General features: G+C 67.1%; 22 protein-coding genes. 12 read left to right on the forward strand and 10 right to left on the reverse strand.

Going from position 1 to position 22,628, the window contains the following annotated elements:
* Positions 1–33 precede the first annotated feature (33 nt).
* On the forward strand, positions 34–246 hold the full coding sequence (locus tag AC5P8Z_RS03210) for a ParD-like family protein (protein ID WP_006425741.1): 213 nt from the start codon (positions 34–36) through the stop codon (positions 244–246).
* A gap of 7 nt (positions 247–253) precedes the next feature.
* The gene (gene map / locus AC5P8Z_RS03215) at positions 254–1,036 is read left to right on the forward strand and encodes a type I methionyl aminopeptidase (protein ID WP_495228316.1); all 783 of its coding nucleotides are present in this window, start codon (positions 254–256) and stop codon (positions 1,034–1,036) included.
* On the opposite strand, the gene AC5P8Z_RS03220 is transcribed toward map, so the two are convergent.
* Positions 1,033–1,647, reverse strand: a complete 615-nt coding sequence (locus AC5P8Z_RS03220; protein ID WP_295565608.1) for a LysE/ArgO family amino acid transporter — start codon at positions 1,645–1,647, stop codon at positions 1,033–1,035. The two genes, map and AC5P8Z_RS03220, sit on opposite strands and share 4 nt — an antisense overlap.
* A 104-nt stretch (positions 1,648–1,751) precedes the next feature.
* Between AC5P8Z_RS03220 and AC5P8Z_RS03225 the strand changes: the two genes are divergently transcribed.
* From AC5P8Z_RS03225 to AC5P8Z_RS03245, 5 genes are all read left to right on the forward strand, one after another.
* Positions 1,752–2,645, forward strand: coding sequence for a LysR family transcriptional regulator ArgP (locus tag AC5P8Z_RS03225; protein ID WP_495228065.1), 894 nt, complete (start codon positions 1,752–1,754; stop codon positions 2,643–2,645).
* A 78-nt stretch (positions 2,646–2,723) separates the two neighbouring features.
* A complete protein-coding gene (locus AC5P8Z_RS03230) occupies positions 2,724–4,130 on the forward strand; it encodes a TolC family protein (protein ID WP_495228066.1) in 1,407 nt (468 codons plus the stop codon).
* Positions 4,123–5,136: an HlyD family secretion protein gene (locus AC5P8Z_RS03235; protein ID WP_495228068.1), complete on the forward strand. Its 1,014-nt coding sequence runs from the start codon at positions 4,123–4,125 to the stop codon at positions 5,134–5,136. Before AC5P8Z_RS03230 ends, AC5P8Z_RS03235 begins: the two co-directional genes overlap by 8 nt.
* A complete protein-coding gene (locus AC5P8Z_RS03240; RefSeq protein ID WP_495228069.1) occupies positions 5,121–6,308 on the forward strand; it encodes an ABC transporter permease in 1,188 nt (395 codons plus the stop codon). Before AC5P8Z_RS03235 ends, AC5P8Z_RS03240 begins: the two co-directional genes overlap by 16 nt.
* Positions 6,305–7,432 carry an ABC transporter permease gene (locus tag AC5P8Z_RS03245; protein ID WP_495228070.1) on the forward strand — a complete coding sequence of 376 codons (1,128 nt, stop codon included), beginning with the start codon at positions 6,305–6,307 and terminating at the stop codon, positions 7,430–7,432. Before AC5P8Z_RS03240 ends, AC5P8Z_RS03245 begins: the two co-directional genes overlap by 4 nt.
* Positions 7,433–7,476: 44 nt before the next feature.
* Here the strand turns inward: AC5P8Z_RS03245 and AC5P8Z_RS03250 are convergent, their stop codons facing one another.
* From AC5P8Z_RS03250 to AC5P8Z_RS03260, 3 genes are all read right to left on the reverse strand, one after another.
* Positions 7,477–8,853 carry a hypothetical protein gene (locus tag AC5P8Z_RS03250; RefSeq protein WP_495228072.1) on the reverse strand — a complete coding sequence of 459 codons (1,377 nt, stop codon included), beginning with the start codon at positions 8,851–8,853 and terminating at the stop codon, positions 7,477–7,479.
* Between the two features lie 146 nt (positions 8,854–8,999).
* Positions 9,000–9,368 (reverse strand): glycine zipper 2TM domain-containing protein, encoded by a 369-nt coding sequence (locus AC5P8Z_RS03255; RefSeq protein ID WP_049426710.1) that lies wholly within the window; start codon positions 9,366–9,368, stop codon positions 9,000–9,002.
* Positions 9,369–9,531: 163 nt separating this feature from the next.
* On the reverse strand, positions 9,532–11,754 hold the full coding sequence (locus tag AC5P8Z_RS03260; RefSeq protein ID WP_495228073.1) for a methyl-accepting chemotaxis protein: 2,223 nt from the start codon (positions 11,752–11,754) through the stop codon (positions 9,532–9,534).
* Between the two features lie 182 nt (positions 11,755–11,936).
* On the opposite strand from AC5P8Z_RS03260, the gene AC5P8Z_RS03265 reads away from it, so the two are divergent.
* From AC5P8Z_RS03265 to AC5P8Z_RS03280, 4 genes are all read left to right on the forward strand, one after another.
* A complete protein-coding gene (locus tag AC5P8Z_RS03265; RefSeq protein WP_495228074.1) occupies positions 11,937–12,329 on the forward strand; it encodes a barstar family protein in 393 nt (130 codons plus the stop codon).
* 135 nt (positions 12,330–12,464) lie between these two features.
* Positions 12,465–15,056: a DNA mismatch repair protein MutS gene (mutS, locus tag AC5P8Z_RS03270; protein ID WP_295565598.1), complete on the forward strand. Its 2,592-nt coding sequence runs from the start codon at positions 12,465–12,467 to the stop codon at positions 15,054–15,056.
* Between the two features lie 193 nt (positions 15,057–15,249).
* Positions 15,250–16,893, forward strand: coding sequence for a catalase (locus AC5P8Z_RS03275; RefSeq protein ID WP_495228075.1), 1,644 nt, complete (start codon positions 15,250–15,252; stop codon positions 16,891–16,893).
* A gap of 108 nt (positions 16,894–17,001) precedes the next feature.
* Entirely contained in the window at positions 17,002–17,604 is a 603-nt protein-coding gene (locus tag AC5P8Z_RS03280; RefSeq protein ID WP_049429956.1) for a DUF937 domain-containing protein, read from the forward strand.
* A gap of 31 nt (positions 17,605–17,635) precedes the next feature.
* Here AC5P8Z_RS03280 and AC5P8Z_RS03285 read toward each other — a convergent pair whose 3' ends face one another.
* From AC5P8Z_RS03285 to AC5P8Z_RS03295, 3 genes are all read right to left on the reverse strand, one after another.
* Positions 17,636–18,835 (reverse strand): glycoside hydrolase family 5 protein, encoded by a 1,200-nt coding sequence (locus AC5P8Z_RS03285; protein WP_495228077.1) that lies wholly within the window; start codon positions 18,833–18,835, stop codon positions 17,636–17,638.
* 141 nt (positions 18,836–18,976) lie between these two features.
* On the reverse strand, positions 18,977–19,384 hold the full coding sequence (locus tag AC5P8Z_RS03290; RefSeq protein ID WP_099552426.1) for an RNA-binding S4 domain-containing protein: 408 nt from the start codon (positions 19,382–19,384) through the stop codon (positions 18,977–18,979).
* 9 nt (positions 19,385–19,393) lie between these two features.
* Positions 19,394–19,633, reverse strand: a complete 240-nt coding sequence (locus AC5P8Z_RS03295) for a hypothetical protein (protein ID WP_111203361.1) — start codon at positions 19,631–19,633, stop codon at positions 19,394–19,396.
* 62 nt (positions 19,634–19,695) lie between these two features.
* Here AC5P8Z_RS03295 and AC5P8Z_RS03300 point away from each other — a divergent pair, with 62 nt between their 5' ends.
* Positions 19,696–21,168, forward strand: coding sequence for an MATE family efflux transporter (locus tag AC5P8Z_RS03300; protein ID WP_286071303.1), 1,473 nt, complete (start codon positions 19,696–19,698; stop codon positions 21,166–21,168).
* 73 nt (positions 21,169–21,241) lie between these two features.
* Here the strand turns inward: AC5P8Z_RS03300 and AC5P8Z_RS03305 are convergent, their stop codons facing one another.
* The 3 genes from AC5P8Z_RS03305 to AC5P8Z_RS03315 all read right to left on the reverse strand — a co-directional run bounded on the left by AC5P8Z_RS03305 (position 21,242) and on the right by AC5P8Z_RS03315 (position 22,583).
* Positions 21,242–21,649 (reverse strand): DUF1801 domain-containing protein, encoded by a 408-nt coding sequence (locus AC5P8Z_RS03305; RefSeq protein ID WP_495228078.1) that lies wholly within the window; start codon positions 21,647–21,649, stop codon positions 21,242–21,244.
* A 38-nt stretch (positions 21,650–21,687) separates the two neighbouring features.
* Positions 21,688–22,122 carry a DUF1801 domain-containing protein gene (locus AC5P8Z_RS03310; RefSeq protein ID WP_495228080.1) on the reverse strand — a complete coding sequence of 145 codons (435 nt, stop codon included), beginning with the start codon at positions 22,120–22,122 and terminating at the stop codon, positions 21,688–21,690.
* An 80-nt stretch (positions 22,123–22,202) separates the two neighbouring features.
* Positions 22,203–22,583, reverse strand: coding sequence for a DUF6404 family protein (locus AC5P8Z_RS03315; protein WP_495228082.1), 381 nt, complete (start codon positions 22,581–22,583; stop codon positions 22,203–22,205).
* Positions 22,584–22,628: the final 45 nt, after the last annotated feature.

Consider the following 22,628-nt stretch of genomic DNA (forward strand, 5'->3'; position numbering starts at 1 on the left):
ACGCTTCGTATAACAATTCCTCGAGGCTCCCCCATGGGCATCGTCAACATCGATGACACCCTGCACGACCAGCTGCGCCGTGCCTGCACTGTCTCCAGCCGCTCGATCAACGCCCAGGCCAACTTCTGGATCCGGGTCGGCATGCTGTGCGAGATGAACCCCACGCTGAGCTTCCAGGACATCGTCGCCAGCGAACTGCGCGCGGCCGGGGTACAACCGCAGGCGCTGGCGCCCGGGCGGGCCTGACATGGCGATGATCAAGCAGCCGCACGAGATCGCGCTGATGGCCGAATCCGGGCGCCTGCTGGCACAGGTATTCGCTGCGCTCGACCAGCTGCCGCTTCAGGGCCGCAGCACGATGCAGATCAACGACTTCGTCGAGCGAATGATCGTCGACGAGCTGCAGGCGCGGCCGGCCAGCAAGGGCCAGTACGGCTTCCCGTACGTGCTCAACACCTCGATCGACAACGTCATCTGCCACGGGGTGCCCAGCACCACCGACGTGCTGCGCAACGGCCAGATCGTCAACCTCGACATCACCCTGGAAAAGAACGGCTACATCGCTGATTCCAGTACCACCTACCTGGTGGGCGAGGTCGACTACGCCGCGCGCCGGCTGGTGCAGACCGCCTACCAGGCGATGTGGAAAGGCATCGCCACAGTGCGCCCCGGCGCGCGCCTGGGCGACATCGGCCACGCCATCGCCCGCCACGCGCGCATCCACGGCTACAGCGTGGTGAAGGAATACTGCGGGCACGGCATCGGCCAGGAGATGCACGAGGAACCGCAGATCCTGCACCACGGCCACCCCAATACCGGCATGGTGCTGGAGGAAGGCATGGTGTTCACCATCGAGCCGATGCTCAACCAGGGCAAGCCGGCCATCCGCCAGCAGCCGGACGCATGGCCGGTCTACACCCGCGACGGCAAGCTGTCGGCGCAGTTCGAACATACCGTCGCGGTCACCCGCAACGGCGTGCGCGTGCTGACCCTGCGTCCGGGGGAAACGCCGTTGTGCGCGGTGGAAACGGCCTAGAGCGGGCGCAACAGCAGCAGGGTGGCGAGGCAGAACATGAAGATCGCCACGCCAGCGTCCAGCACCCGCCACGCAGCCGGCCTGCGGAACACCGGCTGCAGCAGCCGCGCGCCATAGCCCAGCGCACAGAACCAGATCACGCTGGCTGCGCAGGCGCCGGCAGCAAACGCCCAGCGCAGATCGCCCGGATAGCGCGTGGACAGGCTGCCCAGCAGCACCACGGTATCCAGGTAGACGTGCGGATTGAGCAGGGTGAACGCCAGGCAGGTCAGCAGCACCTGCCGTCGATTGCCACCCTCCACCTCGCCCGCTGCCAGCGCACTGCCACCGCGCCACGCGCGCAGCCCGGCCTGCAGGCCATACCAGAGCAGGAACGCTGCACCACCGAAGCGCAGCACCTGCAGCAGCAACGGCCACTGCAGCACCAGCGCGCCCATGCCGCCCACGCCCGCCAGGATCAGCGCGATGTCGGCGCCGGCGCAGGCGGCCACCACCGTTCCCACATGACGTTGCTGCAGGCCCTGGCGCAGCACGAAGGCATTCTGTGCGCCGATGGCGATGATCAGGCCGGCGCCCGCGAACAGGCCGGCGACGGTAGCGGCGATCCACATCAGGACAGGCCAGTCAGCAAAGGGACGCGCAGGGTGCGGCCACCGGACGATTAAGACAATCTGGTTTTTCTTTATCCTGTGCAGAAAAACTGAAGAGGCCCCGCATGGACCTGGTACATCCACAACTGGCCGCGTTCGCTGCCGTGCTGGAGGAAGGCAGCTTCGAGGCCGCCGCACGCCGCCTGTCGATCAGCCCGTCGGCGCTGTCGCAGCGGATCAAGGCACTGGAGGACCGGCTCGGGCAGGTGCTGCTGGTACGCCAGGCGCCGTGCCGCCCTACCGCCGCCGGTGAGGCGCTGCTGCGTCGGGTACGGCCGATGCAGGCGCTCGAAGTCGAGGCATTGGCCGAGCTGCTGCCCGAACGTGGCCGTGACGCCGTGCGTACGCCGATCCCGCTGGCGGTCAATGATGATTCGCTCGATACGTGGTTCGTGCCGGCCATCGCCGACCTGCACCAGCGCCATGGCTACCTGTTCGACCTGCGCATGGATGACCAGGATCACACCCTGCAGCTGCTGCGCGATGGCAGCGTGCTGGGTGCGGTCACCGCCGAAAGCCAACCGGTGAAGGGCTGCAACGTGCATCCGCTGGGTGCCATGCGCTACCACGCCATCGCCTCACCGGGCTTCGCCCGCCAGTACTTCAGCGACGGCATGCAGGCCACGGCACTGGCACGCGCGCCGATGCTGGTGTTCAACCGCAAAGATGAACTGCAGTGGCGCTTCGTACGACGCCTGACCCGCGCACGCCTGCAGCCGCCGCTACACTACCTGCCCTCTTCCACCGGTTTCGTCGAAGCCGCCGCGTGCGGACTCGGCTGGGGCATGGCCCCGGAAACGCTGGCCGCACCCGCGGTGCGCGCCGGCCGCGTGGTGGTACTGGAACCCCGTCGCTGGCTCGATGTGCCGCTGTACTGGCAGCATGCCGCGGTGCGCTCAAGTACGCTGCAGCACATCACCCAGGCGCTGCGCACTGCGGCCAGCGGCACCCTTCGTTGAGGACAATCCGATGACCGCAGACCCGGGCTTCACGCCGCGCGCACTACCGTTTGCGCACTTCTTTACCACTGGGACGGCATGGGCGTGATCGGCCGACGTACAAGGATGCACCGCGCGAAGCCCGCGCTGGCGTTGGCGCTGGCGACCTGCCTGCCATTCGCTGCGTCCGCGCAGAACAGCACCGACGCACCTGCATTGGACTGGGAACAGGCGCGGCAACGCCTGGAGCAGGTCTCCGATGCACTGGCGGCCGCTGACGCAGCGGTACGCAACAAGCAGGACCTGCAGGACGCCACCCGCCTGCTGCGCCTGCCGGAGATCACCGGCGAAGTGCGCCGCCTGCAGTTCCAGAAGACCCTCACCCTGCCACTGGGCTCGCTGGCCCCCGTGGCTGAAGCCTTCGGCATCGATTCGCCGCTGTCGTTCACCGAGCGCGACTGGAGAACGCGCCCGGTGGTGACGGCTGTGCTCCCCCTGTACACGGGCGGCGTGATTCCGGCCGCACAACGTGCCGCCAGTGCCGCCCACGAACAGGCCAGTGCCGAACGCGAAGCACAGCGCCAATCGCTGACCGTGCAACTGGCCCAGGCCTACTTTGGCCAGCGCCTGGCCGAGCAGGCAGTGGACGTACGCCGCGACGTGCGCGATGGCCTCAACCAACATCTGTCCGATGCGGAAAAGCTGGAACGCGAGGGCTTCGCCACCCGTGCCCAGCGCCTGCAGGCCACCGTGGCCCGTGACAAGGCCGAGCGCGAGTACCAGAAGACGGTGAACGACTTGGCCACGCTGAAGGCCGCGCTGTCCACGCTGCTGCGCAGTGGCGGCGAGGTGCAGCCCGTATCGCCGTTGTTCGTGCAGCGCGTGCCACTGGAACCGGTGGCCAGCTTCGAGCGCACCGCGCAGGCGCGCCAGCCACAGATCGCACGCCTGCGGGCGATGGTGGCACAGGCCGAACAGGGCGTGCGCGTGCAGCAGGCCAAACTGAAACCGCAGATCTTCGCCTTCGGCCAGTACGACTTCCGCCGCCGCGACGAAATGCTGACCGACCCGGACTGGGCATTCGGCATCGGCCTGAAGTACACCTTCCTGTCGCCAAACTCGCGGCCGGCGCAGATCAGCGCTGCGCGCGCGCAGCAGGAGCAGGCCGAAGCCGGCCTGCGCGAGGCCGAGAACCAGGTCGCGCTGGGCGTGCGCAAGGCCTGGAACGAACTGGAAACCGCCCGGCAGCAGTTCGTACTGCTCGACAGCAGCATGGCCCAGGCACAGGAAAACCTGCGCCTGCAGGAGCTGGCGTTCCGCGAAGGCCAGGCGACGTCACTGGATGTGATCGACGCGCGGCTCGGCCTGGGTGGCGCCCGTGTCGAGCGCGCGCAGGCCGCCTACCAATACGATATTGCGCTGGCGCAGTTGCTGGAGGTCAGTGGACAGATGGACCGTTTTGAAGAATACCGGCGCCGTGCGGACGAGGTGATCGACCATGAGTGATGTGCTGCACGACGAAGCGAAAACGCCCCCCGGCAAACGCCGCCTGGGTCCGATCCTGATAGTGGTGCTGCTGGTCGTGGTGGTGCTGGGCCTATGGCTGGCCTGGCGCAGCCCCGCCGACCAGATCCAGGGCATGGCCGATGCGGACACGATCAACGTGGCCGCCAAGATCACCGCGCGCGTGGCCGAACTGAAGGTGCGCGAGGGGGACCGCGTGCAGCCCGGGCAGGTGCTGTTCCTGCTCGACAGCCCCGAAGTGGCCGCCAAGGAACAGCAGGCGCATGGCGCACTGGCGGCCGCGCAGGCGGTGGCCGACAAGGCCGACGAGGGCGCGCGCAGCGAGGACATCCGCGCCACCGAAGCGAACTGGAAGCGCGCCGAAGCCGGTGCGACGCTGGCCGAGGCCACCTACCAGCGCGTGCAGAACCTGTTCAACGAAGGGGTGATGACCCGGCAGAAGCGCGATGAAGCGCATGCCCAGGCCACCAGCTCGCGCGAACTGGCGCGTGCCGCCCGCGCGCAGTACGACATGGCATTGGCAGGCGCCCGCGAGCAGGACAAGCGCGCCGCTCAGGGCCAGGTGCAGCAGGCAAAGGGCGCCGTGGCCGAGGTCAACGCCGCGCGTGCCGAAGTGGAAGGGCGCGCGCCGGTAGCGGGCGAGATCAACAAGCGCATGGCTGACCCGGGTGAACTGGTGCCGGCCGGCTACCCGGTGTTCACCCTGGTCGACATCGATCGCATGTGGGTGGCGATGAACCTGCGCGAATCGCAGATGCAGGGCCTGAAGGTCGGCAGCAAGCTGAAGGGCAGCGTGCCAGCCCTCGGCCTGGACGGCGAATTCGAGGTCTATTTCATCAACCCGGCCGGCGACTACGCGACCTGGCGTACCACCCGCCAGTCGTCCGGCTACGACGTCCGCAGCTTCGAGGTGCGGGTGCGCCCGGTACGCCGCATCGAGGGCTTCCGCCCCGGCATGAGCGTGCTGTTCGCATGGCCCCAGCACTGAGCCCGGATACTGGCGGTTTCGGCGCCTCGTGGCGGCGCGAACTGCAGGCGCTGCGCGGCAACCGCGCCGACCTGATGCTGGTGACCCTGCTGCCGCTGCTGATGCTGGCGGTGATGGCGTGGATGTTCACCCCGTCGGTGATGCGCGATATCCCCATTGCTGTGGTCGACCTGGACCACAGCAGTGACAGCCGCCTGCTGCTGCGCATGCTCGATGCCAGCCCCGGCGTGCGCATCGCCAGCCAGCCTGCGGACATGGAAGAGGCACGTTCGCAGCTGCGCCGCCTGGATGTATTCGCCATCGTGCTGGTGCCGCGCGACGTCACCCGCCAGGCGCTGCGCGGCCGCCAGGGCACGGTGTTCGCCTATTACAACGCCACCTACATGACCACCGGCCAGTCGGCGGCACGCGATATCGGCGATGCGGTCGCGGCCTGGAACGCGCGCCTGCTGCGCGAACGCATCGGCCTGCAGGTCGGCCCGGGCAAGCTGCGCGCGGCGCCGATCGCAGTGCAGTCGGACATCCTCTACAACCCGGCGCGCAGCTACGAATTGTTCCTGCTGCCGCTGATCTTCCCGGCGGTGCTGTCGCTGGTACTGGCACTGGCCGCGGCTGGCAGCCTCGGCCGCGAGATCCGCGACGGCACCCTGCCCGCCTGGCTGGGCCGCACGCCGTGGGCTGCGATTGCCGGCAAGGTCGCGCCGTACATCCTGCTGTTCTCGCTGTATGGCGCGCTGGGTCTGGGCTACCTCGCCTGGCTGCGCGGTGATGGCGTGGCCGGCAGCGTACTTCTGCTGCTGCTCGCGCAGCCGTTGTTCTACCTGGCCACCGCCGCCTACGCGCTGTTCTTCGTTGGCGTCACCCGCGACATGGGCACCGCACTGTCCGCGGTGGGCCTCAGCATCGGCACCGCACTGGCGTTCTCCAGCGCCACATTCCCGGTGCTGGACGGGCCGTTGTTCACCCGTGTCTGGCACCAGCTGCTGCCGCTCAGCGCCTATATCAAGCTGCAGACCCAGCAGCAGTTCATCGGCTCGCCGCTGCTGGTCTCGCTGTGGCCACTGGCCACGCTGCTGCTGATGGCAGTGGTGGCTGGCGGCATCGGCGGCCTGCGCCTGATCGCCTTCGCGCGTACCCCAGAAGCCGCACAGCCGGCGGGGGGCGACGCATGAGCGCACTGTGGCGCAGCCTCCGGCAGACCCTGATGGCGGTCCTGTGCGACCGCTACGCGATCGTGGTGATGGTCGGCGCGGTGATCCTGTACTCGTTCTTCTACCCCGCCGCGTACCGCCACCAGGTAGCCGGCAACCTGCCGGTGCTGGTGGTGGACGAAGACCACAGCGCCACCAGCCGCGAACTGCTGCGCAAGCTCGATGCACTGCGGGTCGCACGCGTGGTCGGGCAACCAGCGGACACCGACAGCGCGCGCCAGCAGCTGGAAGCCGGCCATGCCGAGGGCGTCGTGCTGATTCCGGCCAACCTGGAGCGCGACATCCTGCGCGGGCACCCGGCCAAGCTGGTACTGCTCGGCAACGGCGCCTACCTGGGCCGCGCCAGCTGGGTGCTGGGCAGCGTGGCCGACGCGCTGGGCGCGTTCGGACGTGACGCGGTGGTCGGCCAGGCCGCCTTCATGGGCGCGCCGCAGGCGCCGCCCGTCACCCTGGTGCAGCGCCCGCTGTACAACACCCAGGAATGCTATGGCAGCGCCATCGTGCCCGGCGTGGCCGAGCTGATCGTTCACCAGACCCTGTTGATGGGCATCGGCGTGCTGCTCGGTGGCCGCCGGCTCGCGCTGGGCCGGCGCCTGCGCTTTGACCCGCCAACGCTGGCGGGCATGGCATTGGGCTTCAGCCTGATCGGCCTGTTCGGTCTGTTCTACTACGCCGGCTTCACCGCGTGGGTGCAGGACTATCCGCGCGGCGGCAATCCACTGGGCCAGTTGTTGGGCGGCACGCTGTTCATCGCCGCCACGGTGGCGTTCGGCCTGTTCGTCGGCAGCTTCTTCCGCACCCGCGAACGCGCCTTCCAGTACATCATCGCCACCTCGATCCCACTGTTCTTCCTGGCCAACCTGTCGTGGCCGGCGGTGATGACGCCGCAACCGCTGGTCTGGCTGGCGCAGCTGCTGCCGACCACCTCGGGCATCAACCTGATGGTGCGCCTGAACCAGATGGACGCCCGCCTGGCTGAAGTCGGCCACGAACTGATCACCCTCACTGTCCTGCTGCTGCTCTACGGCACCCTCGCCGCCTGGCGCCTCCTCGAAAAAAAGGGGACGAAGGGGATTGAGTCGTAAACGGCACGGTTGGGGGTTGCGGCTCAATCCCCTCCGCGCCCTTTTCAGGGGTCGGGCGCGTACCAGAACGGGATGCGGTACTCGCGGCGTCGCTCCGGGCCGCGTTCGCCCCCTTCGGCATTCCAGACCAGGCTCAGGTCATGGCGACCGGGTGCCAGCGTCGCCATGGGCAGATAGCCCACCAGTCCACGCATGTCGAGATCGCGGCGCTCCATCGGCATGAAGTCGTGCAGGTCAACCGGCGTGCCATCCAACTGCACCTGCCACAACCGGGACAGGCACTCCACCGCTGCGCTGGCAGCCTTTGCGCCAGTCGCTTCATTGTGTGCGGCGGGCAAGGCGGTGCAGTGCTGGCGCGCCAGCGGGTTGTCGCGCTGGGGGCGGTGTGGAATGAACACACGCAGGCGTGAACCACTGATAGTGTCCGACGGGATCATCGGGTACGGCAGCAGCTGATCGTGCGCCGAACGCATCGATTCGTAATGCGCGCTCAACATGCCGTGTTCGACGGCCTCGTCGGTCATCACCTGGTAGCGGTTGAACAGCGAGAACTTCACTGAACCCAGCACCTGCACCCCGCCCAGCACCATGGCCACCATCACCGCCAGCAGATAGACCGCCATGAACGAACGCGAGCGCAGGTTGCTCTGCAGGGTCAACTGCATGGTCTGCATCAGGCGCAGCAGGGGAATCCGTTGCAGGCCCGCCAGGAAGCGCTGCAGCCACCGCTGCAGGCCGTCACAGGGCCGGTCGCGCCGCTGCCGGCGCGCAATGACACGCTCCAGCAGTGCAGGAACCAGTGCGAGTACAAGCAGGCTGGCCAGCACGGTACCGACCACGATCATGGCCACACGATCGGAACCGCCGGCAAGCGCACTGATCGCCATCGCCGCGCACAACGTCAGCACGGCCACCACCAGAGTACCGGCCAGCGTCTGTACCGCCAGCAGCGTGGTGGAGAAGAGCATGGTGGCCAAACGATCAGCGCGTTCGATGCTGCCGTCCAGGCCACCGTCGCGCGCCTTGAGGAAAGCGCGCGATACCGGGCCCATCTGCGGCAGCCGTTCCCAGTCGATGCCCTTGGGAAAGTGCGATTTCAGCCCGATCAGGCCTATCCAGTACCCGCGCACGGTCAGATGCGCGATCAGCGCTACCGCCAGCACGTAACACATGCCCACGCTGATGCTGAAACCAAACCACAGCACCTGGAAGTACATGCCTTCCGTGTGCAGGCTGCTGCGCGCCCACGCATCGAACAGGTAGCCAGGCACCGCCAACAGGGCGAACGCCAGCAGGCCGGAAATGAACAGTTCCAACTCATCGGTACGCTCGCGCAGCCGACCGAAGCGCGTGCTCGCCTCGGGTCCGGGCTCGCGGTCGGCAACCGGAACGTGCGACTCTGCGACGGGCAATTCGTTCACAGGGCATTCATCCTTGGAGGTCGGCGCAGTATAGGCGCGACACACCGGCCGGCGATACGGGGCCCCACAACGAGGAACGCCGGCACGAGGCCGGCGTTCCGAGATACTGCGTTGCGGAAGGGGGACTACGCAGTTGGCACCATCGGTCAGCGGTAAACGCGCTCGCAGCGGCGCTCGACCACGCGGTCGCCGTTCTTCTGCTGGCTGTTGCCCTGGATCTGGCGGCCGGCAGCGCCGCCCGCTACGGCACCGGCCACGGTGGCCAGCTTCTTGCCGTTGCCACCGCCCACCTGGTTGCCCAGCAGGCCACCAATGACGGCGCCAGTGGCGGTACCGGCGATGCGGTTGGGATCGCGCGAATTACGCTGTACTTCCACGTTCTTGCAGACCACGCGGCTGCCGTCATTGAACTTGCGTCCTTCGTCGCGCGGCCCGTAGGTCTGCGCACCGGCAACAGAGGTTGCCGCCAGCAGGGTGCCCAGCACAAGCAGTCGGGTCGAGGTCTTCATGGCCATCTCCTGAGGTCCGGTATGGCGCCAGTGTCCTCCCGCGGTTGGCAACCGGAAGTGAAATACGCGTGCCGGGCGCCTCAATGGCCATCGCGCGTTCAGGAAAAATCGCGCCCATCGCGACCAGCCATCGCGATGGGCGCCGTCTCCCTGCCGGCATGCTCACCTGTTAGAACTCTTCCCACCCACCTGCATTGGCGGCCAGCGTCGGCTCGATGCGCGGTGACAGCACCGCCGGACGCCTCACCGCGGTGACCGACGCCGCGACTGCCGCAAGCGCCCGCGGAACCGACGCGGCCGCCGCGGCCGCGCCGGTGCGGAACACCGACACCGCTTCGGTCAACAGGTTGGCCTGCTCTTCCATGGAACGGGCCGCGGCACTCGCCTCTTCCACCAGTGCGGCGTTCTGCTGGGTGGTCTCGTCCATCTGCACGACCGCCTGGTTGACCTGCTCGATGCCGGAACTCTGTTCCTGCGAGGCTGCGGAGATGTCGGCCATGATGTCGGTCACGCGCTGCACCGAGGCGACGATCTCGCCCATGGTCGTGCCTGCCTGGCGGACCAGCGCCGAGCCATCGGCCACCTTGCCGACCGAATCCTCGATCAGGCCCTTGATCTCCTTGGCCGCGCCTGCCGAACGCTGCGCCAGCGTGCGCACTTCGCTGGCCACCACCGCAAAGCCCCTGCCCTGCTCGCCGGCACGCGCGGCTTCCACTGCGGCATTCAACGCCAGGATGTTGGTCTGGAAGGCGATACCGTCGATGACCGAGATGATCTCGGCAATCTTCCTCGACGACGCTTCGATCGCCGACATGGTGGTCACCACCTGCCCGACCACCTCACCGCCGTGCGATGCAACGCCATGCGCGCCGATGGCGAGCTGGTTGGCCTGCCGGGCGTGCTCCGCGTTCTGCTTCACCGTGGACGTCAGCTCCTCCATCGATGCGGCCGTTTCTTCAAGGTTGGCCGCCTGCTGCTCGGTGCGCCGGGACAGATCAGTGTTGCCCGACGCGATCTCGCCTGCCGCCAGAGTGATGCTGGAGGCACTGGCCTGGATACGACCCACGATCTGCTTGAGCTGATCGACCGTGGCGTTGCAGTCATCGCGCATGCGGGCGAAGACCCCGTGGAAGTCACCCTGCATGCGTACGGTCAGGTCACCGCGCGAGATCGCCTGCAACAGGGTCGATACCTGTACCAGATTCTCGTCGGTGGTCTGCATCAACCGGTTGAGCCCGGCCACCATGTCGCGGAAATCGTAGGCGAAGCGATCTTCGTCACCGCGCAGGCTGAAGTCCCCTGCGGCGGCCGCGGTCGCCAGCCGGCGGATCTCGCTGTTGATCGCCGCCAGGCTGGCCTTGGTCTCGTCCATCGCCTGGGTGATCGCCGCCTTCTCACCCGGCAGCGGGTCCATGTCCACCGACAGGTCGCCGCGCGCATAGTGCTTCATCACCTCGATCAGGCGATTCTGCACCTGCACATGCGAGCCAACCAGCGCATTGGTGTCATGCACCATGCGGCCGTAGTCCCCCGGGAAGGCGCTCTCGTCCATGCGGTAGCTGAGGCTGCCGGCATCGTGCTGGCGGGCCAGTTCGCCCTGTGCCGCCATCACCGACTGCAACTGTGCCTGCATGCGCTGCATCGATCGGAGCAACTGGGTGACCTCATCGTTGCCCGACGCGTCGATGCTGCTGTCCAGGCGCCCACCGGCAATACCATCGGCCAGCTTCACCGCCCCTGCCAGCGGACGGGTCAGGCTGCGGGTGATCGCCCATGCCGCCAGCGAGCCGAGCAGAAGACTCATCACACCGAACACGATCGACAACGTGCCGGTCCACGATTCGGTCGAGCGGTATTCCTCGCGGCTGCGCGCGGTCAGTGCCTCCTGATGCCGCAGCAGGGTCGAGATTGCCTCGTTCCAGGCCGTCGCCAGACCATGTTCGGCCAGCAGTTCCTTGGCCGCGCCGTCGAAATCGCCGGCCTTCATGCGCTCATGCAGGTGCTCGGTGGAAGCGTCGGTGGCCTTGCGCGCCGCCTCGATCTTCGCCACCAGGGTATCGCCGGTGGCATCGCGTGGAATCTTGATGTACTTGGCCCAGATACGATCGTAGGTCTGGGACAGCTCCTGCGCCTTCTGATAATCCTTGTCGAAATCCTCGCCGCGCTTGATCACCATCAGCCGGCGATGCATCAGCACCGCGTTGTTGGTATCCACCATGTCGTTCAACAGCCGCATCTTCACCATGTTGACGTCCACCACTTTCTCGAACTGGGCGGACTTCAGGTGGTTTCCATACAGCACGAGGCCAACGATGGCCACGATGAACAGCAGCAGCAGACCGAACCCGGCACCCAGCCGGGATCCCACTCGGAGGTTGCGTAAGGCGAGCATCTCAATTCCCTTGATCGTGGCCGTACGATCGGTGGCGGCTCGACCGGAAGAATCTTTAAGAGCTTTTCCGCATATACCTTCGTGAATATCTTCAACTGTGCGGGAAAGCGTGAAAAATACCCCTCAACCCGAATTCATGTTCAAGATTATTATCTTTCACTTCGCACGCCAGGAATTCTTTCATGCCCCTTACCCTGCAGATTGAAGGCGACGCGATCCAGGACATCGACAGCCTCTATGCCGAACTCAACCGCGTGTTCATGGCCTGCGAGGACTGGCAGCTCGGGCCGAGCCTGGATGCCCTGGACGATCTGTTGCATGGCGGTTATGGCGCGTTGGCTGGCCACGATCAGGCCACCCTCGTCTGGCGCGACATCGCACACAGCCGCGCAGCCTTGGGCGTGGATGCCACCCGCCGCTGGCTGCAGGCAAAACTCGACGGGCCGGGTCACTTCAATGCGCAGGCCATCACCCACCAGCTGGAGGCCCTGCAACGGGGCGATGGCCAGACCTACTTCGAGATCGTCATGGAGATATTCGCCAGCCATCGGCAGATCACGCTCATCCCGGCCTGATTGCGTGCCCCGCACGTACCTCGCTCATCATCGGCAGCGGCGTCCCCCAGCCCCAGCAGTTACCATGGACGGCCCTGTACCTGCTCCGCCGTCGCCGCCTTCCGGCGCGACCGGATGCCCTGATCCACGAGTCCCATGTCCAAAGACAAGTCCGCCGAACACACCCCGCTGATGAAGCAGTTCTTCGCAGCCAAGTCCGACTATCCGGACCTGCTGCTGTTCTTCCGCATGGGCGACTTCTACGAGCTGTTCTACGACGACGCCCGCAAGGCCGCACGCCTGCTCGACATCACCCTGACCCAGCGCGGCAGCTCCGGCGGCGCGCCGATCCCGATGGCGGGCGTGCCGGTGCATGCCTACGAAGGCTACCTGGCGCGGCTGGTGGCGCTGGGCGAATCGGTGGCCATCTGTGAACAGATCGGTGACCCGGCGCTGGCCAAGGGCCTGGTCGAGCGCAAGGTCGTGCGCATCGTCACCCCTGGCACGGTCACTGACGAGGCGCTGCTGGACGAGCGCCGCGACACCCTGCTGATGGCCCTGTCGCGCAGCAAGCAGGGCTACGGCCTGGCCTGGGCCGACCTGGCCGGTGGCCGCTTCCTGGTCAACGAAGTGGAAACCGACGACGCGCTGGAAGCCGAACTGGCCCGCCTGGAACCCGCCGAGCTGCTGGTACCCGACGAGGAGAACTGGCCGGAGTTCCTGCGCCAGCGCACCGGCGTGCGCCGGCGTGCACCGTGGCTGTTCGATGCGGACAGCGGCCGCCGCCAGCTGCTGGCCTTCTTCAAGCTGCATGACCTCAGCGGTTTCGGCATCGACGACAAGCCGCGCGCCACCGCCGCGGCCGGCGCCCTGCTCGGCTATGTCGAGGAAACCCAGAAGCAGCGCCTGCCGCACCTGACCTCGATCGCGATGGAAACTGCAGGCGAGGCGATCGCGATGAACGCCGCCACCCGCCGCCATCTGGAACTGGACACGCGTGTTGACGGCGATACCCGCAATACCCTGCTGGGCGTGCTCGACAGCACGGTGACGCCGATGGGCGGCCGCCTGCTGCGACGCTGGCTGCACCGCCCGCTGCGCCTGCGCGAGGTGCTGGTGCAGCGCCACCACGCGGTGGAGACCCTGATCGACCGCGGCAGCGACGCCGACATCCGCGAACAGTTCCGCCGCCTGGGCGATCTGGAGCGCATTCTCACCCGCGTGGCGCTGCGCTCGGCGCGCCCGCGCGATTTTTCCACCCTGCGCGATGGCCTGGGCCTGCTGCCGGCGGTGCGCGAGGTGCTGGCGCCGCTGGATTCGCCACGCCTGCAGGCGCTGCACGCCGCATTGGGTGAGCACGACGAGTGTGCGCACCTGCTGGCCAGTGCCATCGCCGACATGCCACCGCTGAAGCTCAGCGATGGCGGCGTGCTGGCCGATGGCTTCGATGAAGAGCTGGACGAGCTGCGCCGCCTGTCCACCCATGCCGACCAGTTCCTGGTCGACCTGGAACAGCGCGAGCGCGAAAGCAGCGGCATCGCCAGCCTCAAGGTCGGCTACAACCGCGTGCACGGCTACTACATTGAAATCAGCAAGGGCCAGTCCGACCGCGCGCCGGTGCACTACACCCGCCGCCAGACGCTGACCAATGCCGAGCGCTACATCACCGAAGAACTGAAGGCGTTCGAGGACAAGGTCCTGTCCGCGCGCGACCGTTCGCTGTCGCGCGAGAAGTACCTGTACGAGCAGCTGCTGGATACGCTGGGCGGGCAGCTGGAACCGTTGAAGCAGTGCGCCGCTGCGCTGAGCGAACTGGACGTGCTGGCCGCCTTCGCCGAACGTGCTCAGGCGCTGGACTGGGCGCGTCCGGAGCTGCAGGCCGAGCCCTGCCTGAAGATCGAACGCGGCCGCCATCCGGTGGTCGAGGCGGTGCGCGAACAGCCGTTCGAACCGAATGACCTGGACCTGCATCCGGACCGTCGCATGCTGGTGATCACCGGCCCGAACATGGGCGGTAAATCGACCTACATGCGGCAGAACGCGCTGATCGTGCTGCTGGCCCACATCGGCAGCTTCGTGCCGGCCAGCCGTGCGCTGATCGGCCCGATCGACCGCATCCTGACCCGCATCGGTGCCGGCGACGACCTCGCGCGCGGGCAGTCGACCTTCATGGTCGAGATGGCCGAGACCAGCTACATCCTGCATCACGCCACCGCGCATTCGCTGGTGCTGATGGACGAGATCGGCCGCGGCACCTCCACCTACGACGGCCTGGCACTGGCCGATGCGGTGGCCCGCCACCTGGCCTACCAGAACCGCTGCTACACGCTGTTCGCCACCCACTACTTCGAGCTGACCGCGCTGGCCGACGAACAACACGAGGGCGGCCGCAGCGGCATCGCCAACGTGCACCTGGACGCGGTCGAGCATGGCGAAGCGCTGGTGTTCATGCACGCGGTGAAGGACGGCCCGGCCAACCGCAGCTTCGGCCTGCAGGTGGCCGCGCTGGCTGGCCTGCCACGAGCGACCGTGGCGCAGGCCCGTCGCCGCCTGGCCGAGCTGGAGCAGCGTGGCGGTGAAAGCCACGCCGCCGAGTTGGCGCCGCAGGCGCTGGATGCCCCGCAGCAGTTCGGCCTGTTCACCGCACCGACCAGCAAGGCACAGGAAGCGCTGGCCACGATCGATCCGGACGAGCTGACCCCGAAGCAGGCGCTGGAAGCCCTGTACCGGCTGAAGGCGCTGCTGTAAGCGCAGCGCTGCGGGAGGCCTTGGGCCCGGGGAGTTTCCCCGGGCTGATGAAAGACTCCGCGAATCCGATTCTGCATTTCAATTGACAGAATCTATCAACCTGAACGGATCATTCGATTATTCATTTCATCTGGCCCTAGCTACAGTCGAGTGAAGATGTTTCCAAGTCTTCACCGCCACCAGGAGCCAGCCGATGAGCCAGTCCGACAACAACAACGCCAAGTGCCCGTACCACACCGCCCCGTCGCCGGAGCAGGGCGCCGAGCAGCAGCGCGAGCTGAGCACCACGCCCAGGCAGAAGCATGGCGATGACCCGGTCACGCCGATGACCACGGCCTTCGGCGCACCGGTGGTGGACAACCAGAACAGCAAGACCGCCGGCCCGCGCGGCCCGCTGCTGATGGAAGACGTGTGGCTGCTGGAGAAGCTGGCCAACCTCAACCGCGAGATCATTCCCGAGCGCCGCATGCACGCCAAGGGCTCGGGCGCATTCGGTACCTTCACCGTCACCCACGACATCAGCAAGTACACCCGCGCCAAGCTGTTCGAGAAGGTCGGCAAGCAGACCGAGATGTTCGCCCGATTCACCACCGTGGCCGGTGAGCGTGGCGCCGCCGACGCCGAGCGCGACATCCGCGGCTTCGCGCTGAAGTTCTACACCGAAGAAGGCAACTGGGACCTGGTCGGCAACAACACGCCGGTGTTCTTCCTGCGCGACCCGCGCAAGTTCGCCGACCTCAACAAGGCGGTCAAGCGCGATCCGCACACCAACCTGCGCAGCGCACGCAACAACTGGGATTTCTGGACGCTGCTGCCCGAAGCCCTGCTGCAGGTGACCGTGGTGATGAGCGACCGCGGCATCCCGCGCAGCTTCCGCCACATGCACGGTTTCGGCTCGCATACCTACAGCTTCACCAACGCCGACGGCGAGCGCTTCTGGGTGAAGTTCCACTTCGTCAGCCAGCAGGGCATCGAATCGCTGACCGACGCGCAGGCACAGATCCTGGTCGGCCATGACCGCGAAAGCCACGGCCGCGACCTGTTCGCCGCGATCGAGAAGGGCGACTTCCCGAAGTGGAAGCTGTTCATCCAGGTCATGCCGGAACTGGAGGCGGAAACCTACCGCGTGCACCCCTTCGACCTGACCAAGGTGTGGCCGAAGAGCGACTACCCGCTGATCGAAGTGGGCCAGTTCGAACTGAACCGCAACCCGGTCAACTGGTACCAGGACGTGGAGCAGTCGGCATTCGCACCGAGCAACCTGGTGCCGGGCATCGGCCCGTCGCCGGACAAGATGCTGCAGGCACGCCTGTTCGCCTATTCCGATGCGCAGCGCTACCGCCTGGGCGTGAACCACCACCAGATTCCGGTGAACGCCGCACGTTGCCCGGTGCACAGCAACCACCGTGACGGTGCGATGCGCATGGACGGCAACTACGGTGGCCTGCCGCACTACGAGCCGAACAGCTACGGCCAGTGGCAGGAGCAGCCGGAGTACCGCGAGCCGCCGATGAAGATCCGCGGTGACGCCGACTTCTGGAACTTCCGCGAAGACGACGCCGACTACTTCAGCCAGCCCGGTGCGCTGTTCCGCAGCTACAACCAGGCGCAGAAGGACCGCCTGTTCGCCAACACCGCCCGTGCCCTCGGCGATGCGCCGGACTTCATCAAGCAGCGCCACATCGACAACTGCAGCAAGGCCGACCCGGCCTATGGTGCCGGTGTCGCGGCCGCGCTGAAGGCGCTGGCCAGCCAGCCGTCGGATCCGTTCAAGCCGGCGCAGCCGGAAGCCGACTTCCCCACCGCGACCCCGGGCGCCGAAGACATCGAGCTCTGATCGCCCTGCCCCGTATACGGCACGCCGCCTCCCCGTGAGGCGGCGTCGCCGTTTTAACGGTCCGCGTCGTATCGTCTGCACGCCCAACCCCAATCAAGGAGCCCCCTGATGAGCCTGACCGATGAACTTCTCTCAAAGTTGCAGGGCGCCCCGCTTCAGCAGGTGTCGCAGCAGCTCGGCATCAGCGATACCCAGGCGTCCGGTGCGATCAGCGCCGCGCTGCCGGTGTTGATGGGAGCACTGGGCAACAACGCCTCGCAGCCGCAGGGCGCACAGGCCCTGCTCGGGGCATTGCAGAACAACCACAGCGGCCTGGACCTGGGCAGCGTGCTCGGTTCGGTGCTGGGCGGCGGTGGCGGTGGTGCCGCCAGCGACGGCGCTGGCATCCTCGGCCACATCTTCGGCGGCAGCCAGCAGAAGGTGGAAACCGGCCTGGCCCAGGCCACCCAGCTCGACAGCGGCCGCACCAGCCAGCTGCTGCAGATCCTCGCCCCGATCGTGATGGCCTTCCTCGCCCAGCGCCTCGGCGGTGGCCAGGCCGATGCCGGCTCGCTCAGCCAGGCGCTGGGCCAGGAAAAGCAGCAGGTGCAGCAGCAGGGCGGTCTCGCGGGCGGTCTGCTTGGCAGCCTGCTGGACCAGGACGGCGATGGCCAGTTGGGTGTGGGCGACCTGCTGAAGCTGGGCGGCAACCTGCTCGGTGGCAAGCGCTGACCGGAGGTGTCGCCGGGCATGGCCCGGCGTCTTACCGGTTGCCCGCCTTCAGCCGCTCCAGGATCGGTGCGAACACCGGAGCTTTCATTGAACGCGGCGGCGCTACGGTCTTCCCCTTCTCCTGCGCCTGCCAGTACGACCACGGCAGCGGACTGTCGCCCAGCTCGTAGTCCATGCCATCCCAGCCATCCTCACGGAAGGCGTAGAAGGCCCAATGCACCTTCTCCTGCTCCAACACCTGCAGCACGTCCTGCAGGTAGCGGCGGCAGTCGGGCCAGCGCCGCATGCAGCCGAACTCGCCAACCACCATGCGGTTGGCGCCCACTCCATGCGTCTTCGCCCAGTCCATCGGCTGCTGCAGGTAGCTGCGGACACGCGTGGCGTCCCAGCGTTCGCTGCGTTCGCTGCGTTCGCCAAATGGCACCACGCCCGGGTAGCGATACGGCGTGGTGCGCTTCTGGTTCGGCGCGCTGGTGGCGACGTACGGCTCATACATGTGCACGCTGTACAGCAGTTTCGAGTCCGCCAGCGGCGCCGGCCAGTAGTTGAAACCGTCCGCAGCGGCGTACCAGCCGGCATCCAGCATCAACGGCATGTCCGCATCGACCTCGCGGATGCTGGCGATCAGTTCCGAATAGAAACGACGCAGATCGCGCGGCCCATCCTGTACACCGGTGTACCACCGGCGCATGGCCTCTGCCGAAGCATGCTCGGCCAGGCCAGCACCGTATTCGGGAACCGGTTCGTTGATCAGGTTGTAGGCGGCCAGCGCGGGATGGCCCTTCAATGCCGTGGCGAGGTCGCTCCAGAAGCGCCGGGCCGGCACGTGATTGTCGAAGGACTGCCACAGGCGCGGGTCGACCTTGTCGCCGTTGTGCTGCTTCCAGCGCAGCAACGGCAACGACAACGGAGTCAGCACCACGTTCAGCCCTGCCGCGTCGGCATCATCCAGCACCCGGCGCAGCGTGGCCAGGTCGGCCGGAACCAGGCCGCGGTAGTCATCGGCATTGCCGATCAGGAAATCACGACCGCCCTGCCCCTTCCACTTGTCTGGTACCAGGCGCACCCAGGTCGCGCCGGTCGCGCGCAGGGCATCGAAGTAGGCCCGATCGGGCGGCGACATGTTCATGCTGTTGCCGCCGCGTTGCGGAGTATCCCAGAAGGTGATGTCGGCGGCGTACACCGGGGCGGCGGCGAGGGTCAGGCACAGCAGGCTGTGGCGCAGGCGCATTGCGATCTTCCATGACAGGATGTTCCGACCCTGCCGGAGGCCTGCCCAACAACGGCTGACCGGAACCTTGCCCGCCGGGCATGGCCCCGCGCTACCGACGGAATCCCGCGCACATGGCATCCGCCATGCATGGCGGATGCGTCACAGCGCGTCGATGTCTCCCAACGCACGGATCAACCGCCGCGCACGCTTGTCCGGCTTGTGCTCCGGCGGCTGGAAGCCGTCGCGCGCGGCGATGCGCAGCGCACGCTGCTCGGCACGGCGCGCCTTCGAGGCCTCGCTCTCCGCATACAGCTGCTGCGCCGCCGGTGCCGGCCCGCGCTGATCGCTCAGGCCCAACACCTGGATCTCGAAATGCTCCTCGCCACGATCCACCTGCAGCTGTTCGCCCACCCGTACCGCGCGCGAGGATTTCGGGCGCTGCCCCGCGACGCTGACCTTGCCGGTTTCGATGGCCTGCTTGGCCAGGCTGCGGGTCTTGAAGAAACGGGCCGCCCACAGCCAGATGTCCAGGCGGACGCTGGGCGACAGCGGGGGAAGTTCATGCATCGATCTGGACTACTCCGGTGGCTTGTTCAGGGGACGTGGATGATCAGGGTCGGTACGGCAGCCGGTGCCGCCGATCAGGGTCGGCACACCCGCAGACAGATCCTGGCGCTGGCTGCCGACCAGGCATTCAGGCCGGTCGGTCGGCCGCACCTGGGTATCGCCCAGCCGGTCACCTGTCGAACATGCGGCCAGTGTGGCGCCGATCAAGGCCAACGCCAGAGCCCGTGTCACCTGCAGTCGTTGATGCATTGCCACATCCCGCAAACCGGCTTGGTGCTAGTGTGCGCCTCCCGGGATTCGATCACCACTCCATGGCCAAAGCGCCGCTTGACCTGACCTCCGGCCCGATCGGCCGCAACCTCCTGTTGTTTTCGCTGCCGATCCTGGCAGGCAACATCGCGCAGTCGCTGAACGGGTCGGTGAATGCGGTCTGGGTCGGACGCTTCCTCGGCGAGGCGGCACTGACCGCCACCGCGAATGCCAACAACATCATGTTCTTCCTGATCGGCTCGGTGTTCGGCTTCGGCATGGCCTCGACCATCCTGATCGGCCAGGCCATCGGCGCACGCGACATCGCGCAGGCGCGGCGCGTGGTCGGCACCAGCGCCACCTTCTTCATCGGCCTGTCGGTGATCATCGCCATCGCCGGTTGGTTCACGGCGCACCCGCTGCTGGCGGCGATGGGCACCCCGGCCGCCTCGCTGCCGCTGGCCGAGGCCTACCTGCGGATCATCTTCCTGGCGATGCCCACGCTGTATGCGTTCGCCTTCCTCACCGCCGCGCTGCGCGGTGCGGGCGATTCGCGCACGCCGTTCCGCTTCCTGCTGGTGTCGGTGGCGCTGGACATCGTGCTGAACCCGGTGCTGATCTTCGGTATGGGGCCGTTCCCCGCGCTGGGTATCGCCGGTTCGGCCTGGGCCACCCTGGTGGCGCAGACGCTCTCGCTGGCCGGCCTGCTGCTGTACATGCGGCACAAGCGCCACACGCTGTGGCTGGGCCGCGCCGACATGCGCCTGTTCAAGCTCGACCTGACCATCCTGAAGGCACTGGTGCTCAAGGGCGTGCCGATGGGCCTGCAGATGGTGCTGATCTCGCTGTCGGTGATCCTGCTGATGACCATGGTCAACCAGTACGGCACCGATACCGGCGCCGGTTATGGCGCCGCGCTGCAGCTGTGGAATTACCTGCAGATGCCGGCGATGGCGATCGGTGCAGCGTGTTCGTCAATGGCCGCGCAGAACGTCGGTGCGCAGCGCTGGGATCGTGTGCGCGGCACCGCGCGCCAGGGCGTGCTGTTCAACTTCCTGCTGACCGGCGCACTGATCCTGCCACTGGTGGTGTTCGACCGGCAGCTGCTGGCCCTGTTCCTGCCACCGGCCAGCCAGGCGCTGGATATCGCCCGCCACCTCAATCACGTGGTGATCGGCTCGTTCCTGTTCTTCGGTGTCAGCTTCGTCATCTCCGGCGTGGTGCGCTCCACCGGCGCGGTGATCCCGCCGCTGCTGATCCTGGCCGGCTCGCTGTGGGGCGTGCGCGTGCCGTTTGCCGAACTGCTGCAGCCGTACTGGGGCGCCAATGCGATCTGGTGGAGCTTCCCGGTCAGCTCGTTCGTGTCGATGCTGCTGTCGCTGGCGTATTACCGCTGGGGCGGCTGGCGCAAGGCGAAGATGATCGGCAAGCCCTCGCACGCCGAGGAACTGGCCACGCCGTCGGAGATTCCGGCCTGCCCGCCATCACCGGTGGCCGATCCGGATGCGGCGCTGGATGTCACTCCGCCGCGATGAGGTGGGTGCGAACCGTTGGCCCGCACAGGCATAGCCTCCCAGCCGAGCGTGGGCTCGGCGCTACAGGAAGCGGTCAGCGTTTCTTCTTTGCGGCGTTGAACTTCGCGGCTTCCCGCAACAACGCCTTCAACGCCGCGGCATTGGGCATCGCACCTTCATGGATGTCGATCGCACGCCGCGTGTTGCCGTCCAGGCTGGCGTTGAACAGGACCTTCGGATCGGCCAGCGCCGCACCGTTGGCGAAGGTGAGCTTCACCGCCTGCCTGTAGGTCTCGCCGGTGCACAGGATGCCGTTGTGCTCCCACACCGGCGTGCCACGCCACTTCCAGGTTTCCTGCACGTCAGGCAACGCCTCATGGATCAATGCACGCACGCGGGCCAGGGTTTCGCCGCGCCAGTCGCCCAGCTCGGCGATGCGGGCGTCGATCAGGGTGGAGGCAGGAGTGCCCGCGTCGGCGGGATCAGGCGAATGGGGAGCCATCAGCGGTTCTCGTCGGCAAGGAGATCATAACGGTGGACTTACATGCGTTCGCCAGGCAATGCAGCCGCCTGGCGCACCCAGTCGGGGAACTGTGCCTCATCCCGCACGCCATCCTGCTCGATGTGCAGGTAACGCGTATCGGCACTTCTGGACGGCTCCGGCGGCACCGGCGTCAGTGCGGCGCCTCGAAAGAACGCCACCTTGATATAGCCGGTGAAGCAATGGACGCTGAGGAACCAGCCTTCGCCCGGGGCCACCGCGTACATCGGCGAATTCCACTCCACGGCCTTGTGCACGCCCGGGACGGCCTGTTCGATCAACGCATCCAGCTGTTCGCCGATCGGACGTTTCCAGCCAGGCATGGCGGCAATGTACGCCTGCACCGGGGCATTGCCCTCGCCCTTGGCGATCTGCGGGTTGCCGCCGGACAGCAGCGTGGGTGCGGCGGAGGGTGCGGTTCGCTTGGCAGGCATCGCACGGCACCTCCATCGGGATGATGCCGGCAGCCTAGCGCGACGCGCGCCTGTCGGTCACGGCGCGGTGCGCCATCGGTTCAGTCCGCCTGCCCCGCGCGGAACTGGCGCCACTCCGGCAGCTTGCGGTGTCGACGCAGCGAGCGCATCAGCGCCGCCATCACCACGCCGAACAGCGCACCGGCCAACAGCCCGGCCACCAGCAGCAACGCCAGCGGGCGTTCGCTGCCCTGCCACAGCATCAGCCACATCAGCGCGGTCCAGAACAGGCCGAACAGCAGGCCCTGCACCAGCGCATTGATGCCGAAGCCGGCGAGGATCGGTGGCGGCAGGGCAATGCCCAGGCGCCACAGCAGGCGGTGCAGCAGCGGCGCCGACTGCACGCGCGCCAGCCCCCTGTCGTCGAGAAAGCGCAGCGCCGACTGGATCGCAACCGGATAGCGCGGGTTGACGTCGTTCATCCGCTGATCGTGGCCGATGTGATGCCGGAAACGCAAACGGCCACC

The organism is Stenotrophomonas sp. YJH_SMC_17, from assembly GCF_059371655.1.